4 protein-coding genes and 1 pseudogene are annotated in these 4,239 nt (G+C 63.2%); 3 read left to right on the forward strand and 2 right to left on the reverse strand.

The genetic code is table 11. From position 1 onward, the window contains the following. Positions 1-1,930: pseudogene (locus VN047_RS16900) on the forward strand (DNA-directed RNA polymerase subunit beta'); the annotation flags it as partial. A 173-nt stretch (positions 1,931-2,103) separates the two neighbouring features. Then, positions 2,104-2,664 (forward strand): sugar O-acetyltransferase, encoded by a 561-nt coding sequence (locus VN047_RS16905; RefSeq protein ID WP_325544702.1) that lies wholly within the window; start codon positions 2,104-2,106, stop codon positions 2,662-2,664. A gap of 148 nt (positions 2,665-2,812) precedes the next feature. On the opposite strand, the gene VN047_RS16910 is transcribed toward VN047_RS16905, so the two are convergent. Together VN047_RS16910 and VN047_RS16915 are read right to left on the reverse strand one after the other, a co-directional pair. Further along, positions 2,813-2,992, reverse strand: a complete 180-nt coding sequence (locus tag VN047_RS16910) for a PspC domain-containing protein (RefSeq protein WP_039580111.1) — start codon at positions 2,990-2,992, stop codon at positions 2,813-2,815. Positions 2,993-3,049: 57 nt separating this feature from the next. After that, complete coding sequence (locus tag VN047_RS16915; RefSeq protein ID WP_268746382.1) at positions 3,050-3,178, reverse strand: hypothetical protein; 129 nt, start codon at positions 3,176-3,178, stop codon at positions 3,050-3,052. 242 nt (positions 3,179-3,420) lie between these two features. On the opposite strand from VN047_RS16915, the gene VN047_RS16920 reads away from it, so the two are divergent. Next, positions 3,421-4,239: AAA family ATPase (locus VN047_RS16920; protein WP_325544704.1), on the forward strand; the 819-nt coding region annotated here is incomplete at its 3' end.

Below are 4,239 nucleotides of genomic sequence, written 5' to 3' on the forward strand. Positions count from 1 at the left end.
GGCGAACTCGGGTTACCTGACCCGCCGTCTGGTCGACGTGTCGCAGGACTGCGTCGTGATCGAGGAAGATTGCGGCACCGAACGCGGCATGGAAATGCGCGCGATCATCCAGGGCGGTTCGACGATCGCCTCGCTGGGCGAACGCATCCTCGGCCGTACCACGCTCGAAGACGTCGTCGACAAGGACGGCAATGTCATCGCGCCGGTGGGCACGCTGCTCGACGAGCCGACGACGCAGCGGATCGAAGATGCCGAGGTCCAGTCGGTCAAGATCCGTTCGCCGCTGGTCTGCGAAGCGGTGCTGGGTGTTTGCGGCAAATGCTATGGCCGCGACCTTGCGCGCGGAACGCCGGTCAACATCGGTGAAGCTGTCGGCGTTATCGCCGCGCAGTCGATCGGTGAGCCGGGCACGCAGCTGACGATGCGTACGTTCCACATCGGTGGTGCGGCGCAGGTCAACGAGCAGTCGAACGCCGAAGCGATTTCGGACGGCACGATCGAATATCGCGACATGGCGACGATCGTCGACCAGCGTGGCCGCCGTCTGGCGCTGTCGCGTTCGGGCGAAATCGCGATCATCGACGCCGAAGGCCGCGAACGCGCGACGCACAAGCTGCCCTATGGTGCACAGATCATGCACAAGGACGGTGAGAAGGTGAAGAAGGGCGACCGGATCGCCGAATGGGATCCGTTCACCATGCCGCTCATCACTGAAAAGCAGGGCGTCGTGAAGTATCAGGATCTGGAAGATACCAAGACCCTGATCGAACAGGTCGACGAAGCAACGGGCATCGCCCAGCGCGTCGTGATCGAATATCGCTCGGCGGGCCGCGCCAAGAAGGAAGACCTTCAGCCGCGCCTGACCTTGCTCGACGATCAGTCGGGTGAAGCGGCACGCTACCTGCTCGCGGTCGGCACGATGCTGTCGGTCGAGGACGGTCAGGAAGTGCAGGCGGGCGACGTTCTGGCGCGTGTCAGCCGCGAGGCGTCGAAGACGCGCGACATCACCGGCGGTCTGCCGCGTGTTGCCGAGCTGTTCGAAGCGCGCATTCCGAAGGACAACAGCGTTATCGCGAAGATCAGCGGTCGCATTGAATTCGTCAAGGATTACAAGGCGAAGCGCAAGATCGCGATCGTTCCGGAAGAAGGCGATCCGATCGAGTACCTCATTCCGAAGTCGAAGGTGCTGGAAGTGCAGGAAGGCGACCAGGTCAAGCGCGGCGACGCGCTGATCAGCGGTTCACCGAACCCGCACGACATCCTCGACGTCATGGGTGTCGAGGCGCTGGCCGAATATCTCGTCGCGGAAATCCAGGAAGTCTATCGACTGCAGGGCGTGAAGATCAACGACAAGCACATCGAGGTGATCGTTCGCCAGATGCTGCAGAAGGTCGAGATCACGTCGGGCGGCGACACCACGTTGCTGCCGGGCGAACAGCTCGATTATCTGGAGATGATGGAGTATAACGCCAAGCTGCCGAAGAACGGCGTTCCCGCGGAGGGCCGTCCGGTCCTGCTCGGGATTACCAAGGCGTCGTTGCAGACCCGCAGCTTCGTTTCGGCCGCATCCTTCCAGGAGACGACCCGCGTTCTCACCGAGGCTTCGGTGCAGGGCAAGATCGACTCGCTGCAGGGCCTCAAGGAAAATGTCATCGTCGGCCGCCTCATCCCTGCGGGTACCGGCGCTGCCATGAACCGCGTCCGCGTCACCGCGTCGTCGAAGGATGCCGCGCTTCGCGCCGCCATGCGCGCCGCGAACCAGGAGCATCTGATCGCGCCGGCGACCGCCGCCGAGGAGCATGAAGCCGAACTGGCGCAGGGCCCCGAGGCGGCGATCGGCGACGATCCGCTGGGCAAGGTCCAGGGTGAGGACTTCACGACCGACGATGTGATGGTCGAGGAACGCCCCGAAGGCGAAGGCGAGGAATAACCCCTCGCAGCTCTTTCGGCTGACAGAATGAGCCCCGCCGGAGCGATCCGGCGGGGCTTTTTCGTTGCCCGAAGGATCGGGAGCGGAAGCCGACTGGCGGCGGCATGACCGCTCCCCTATCGCGGTTTCGACGATGCGCGACGCAATCGCATATGTTTGGAAGGAAGCTGTCCATGTCGAGAGAAGGAAGCGTCAGAATCATTCCGAGGCGTACACCCGAATCGAAACAGTTTGCCGCCGATGTGGAAAGAGCCATGGCGATCACGCCGCTCCTCAATCGTCTGGGCTATGCGGACACAGAAGAGATCCAGGCGCTGTTCGAGACGCTTTGTTCTACCAAGGTAGGTGAGAACTTTCGCCTTGTTCCACCATTCTACACCGATTGCGGAAACAATATCCGGGTGGGAGACCGCGTCTTCATAAACCAGAATTGCACGTTCTACGCGCTAGCCGACATCACGCTCGGCGACGATGTCATGATCGGACCGAATGTAAGCCTGATCACCTCTGAACACCCCGTCGCACCGTCACAGCGACACGCCTGCCTTCTCGGAAGGCCGATCGTTATCGGGAAGGGGGCATGGATCGCGGCGGGTGTTACGATTATCGGCGGCGTAACCGTCGGCGAAAATTCGGTCGTGGCTGCGGGGTCGGTTGTCACACGCGACGTGCGCGCGAATACGCTTGCCGCGGGAAATCCCGCGAAAGCCATCCGTTCTATCGAAGGCGAATAGGAGGGGGCGGATCGACCGATTTCTGTCCGACCACTCTCTCGATATAATGAAAAGGGCCCACCGGGGTGGCCGGTGAGCCCTTGGTCCTGGGAATATGCGGGCCGGTGCGACTGCGCTTCGAAAGCGTGTCCGGCCCTTATGCCCTGTCCTACGGCGCGAGGATCGCGACGGCGAGGTACAGCAGCAGAGGCAGGCCGAAGCCCAACAGCGTCAGGGCGACAAAGCCGACGCGCGTCCACAAGACGTCGATGCCGAACTGGTCTGACATCCCGGCGCATACGCCGAAGATCATCCCGTCGCGACGATTCTTGCGAAAACCCTGTTTCATTTCTTTCCTTTCCATCCCGGCGGTGTGGCCGGCGTTATTGGCGGGGTAGGGGACTGGTCAGGCGACCAGTCCGCCGAAGTGGGCAGCGTTCGGGCCAACAGCAGCCAGGAACATCATCGAGCAGTAGAGCGAAGCAACAGCGGCAATCGCGTAGCTCTTGAACGAGTCGACATTGAAATGGGCCATGATATTTTCCTTCCTTGAACCTTCCATTCCGGGCCATCCGGTGGATGCCGACACTGTTGCAGGGACCGTGCCAATTTCATTCATTGGCGGTTAAGTGGGGTTTTTTGGTTCGCGACAGATTATTTCGTCGCGAAAATTACGCCAAGATGGTGAAAATTCCCGCTAGTCGGAAAATATTCGACGGAACCAGGCTTGGCGTCGGACTGGAATCGCGCGAGGGGCTGGGGTAGGCGGGCAGGCAGATGACGCTGACCCGCCTTTCGCTGACCGATTTTCGCAATCATGCCGGCGCGGACATGGCGGCCGCCCCGGGACTCGTCGCGCTGCACGGCGACAATGGCGCGGGCAAGACCAACATATTGGAAGCGATTTCGCTGCTCGCGCCCGGCCGCGGCCTCCGGCGGGCGGCGTTGTCCGACATGGTGCGCGACGGGGCGAGCGGCGGCTTTGCCGTTTTTGCCGAGGTTCAGGCAGGAGCGGACTTGGCACCGGTGGCGCTGGGAACGGGGATCGAGGCCGCGCAGCCGGGGCGGCGGATCGTGCGCATCAATGGCGCGACCGCCGCGGCGACCGCGCTCGGCGACTGGCTGGCGGTGTTGTGGTTGACCCCCGCGATGGACCGATTGTTCGTCGAGACCGCGGGCAACCGGCGGCGTTTTCTTGACCGGCTGGTGCTGGCGCTTGATCCGCGGCATGCGCAGCACAGCAATCGTTACGAGGCGGCGCTTCGTGCACGCGGCAAGCTGCTCGCCGATCCCGCGCAAGCCGACCAGCAGTGGCTGACGAGCCTCGAAGCGCAGCTCGCCGAACATGGCGCGGCGATGGATACGGCGCGGCAGCATATGCTGGCAGGGCTGTCAGCCGAACTCGCCGACCAACCCGACGCGCCGTTCGCGCGCCCGCTGCTGACGCTGGTCGACAGCGAAGGCGCGGCGCGGAAGGGGGCGCACGACACGGAGGCGCTCAAAAGACTATTTGCCTCTCGCCGCCGTATCGACGCCGCAGCGGGGCGTGCGACCGCCGGGCCGCACCGCGACGATCTGTCAGCGGTCCACGCCGCA

This window comes from Sphingopyxis sp. (assembly GCF_035565275.1).
Lineage (GTDB): Bacteria > Pseudomonadota > Alphaproteobacteria > Sphingomonadales > Sphingomonadaceae > Sphingopyxis.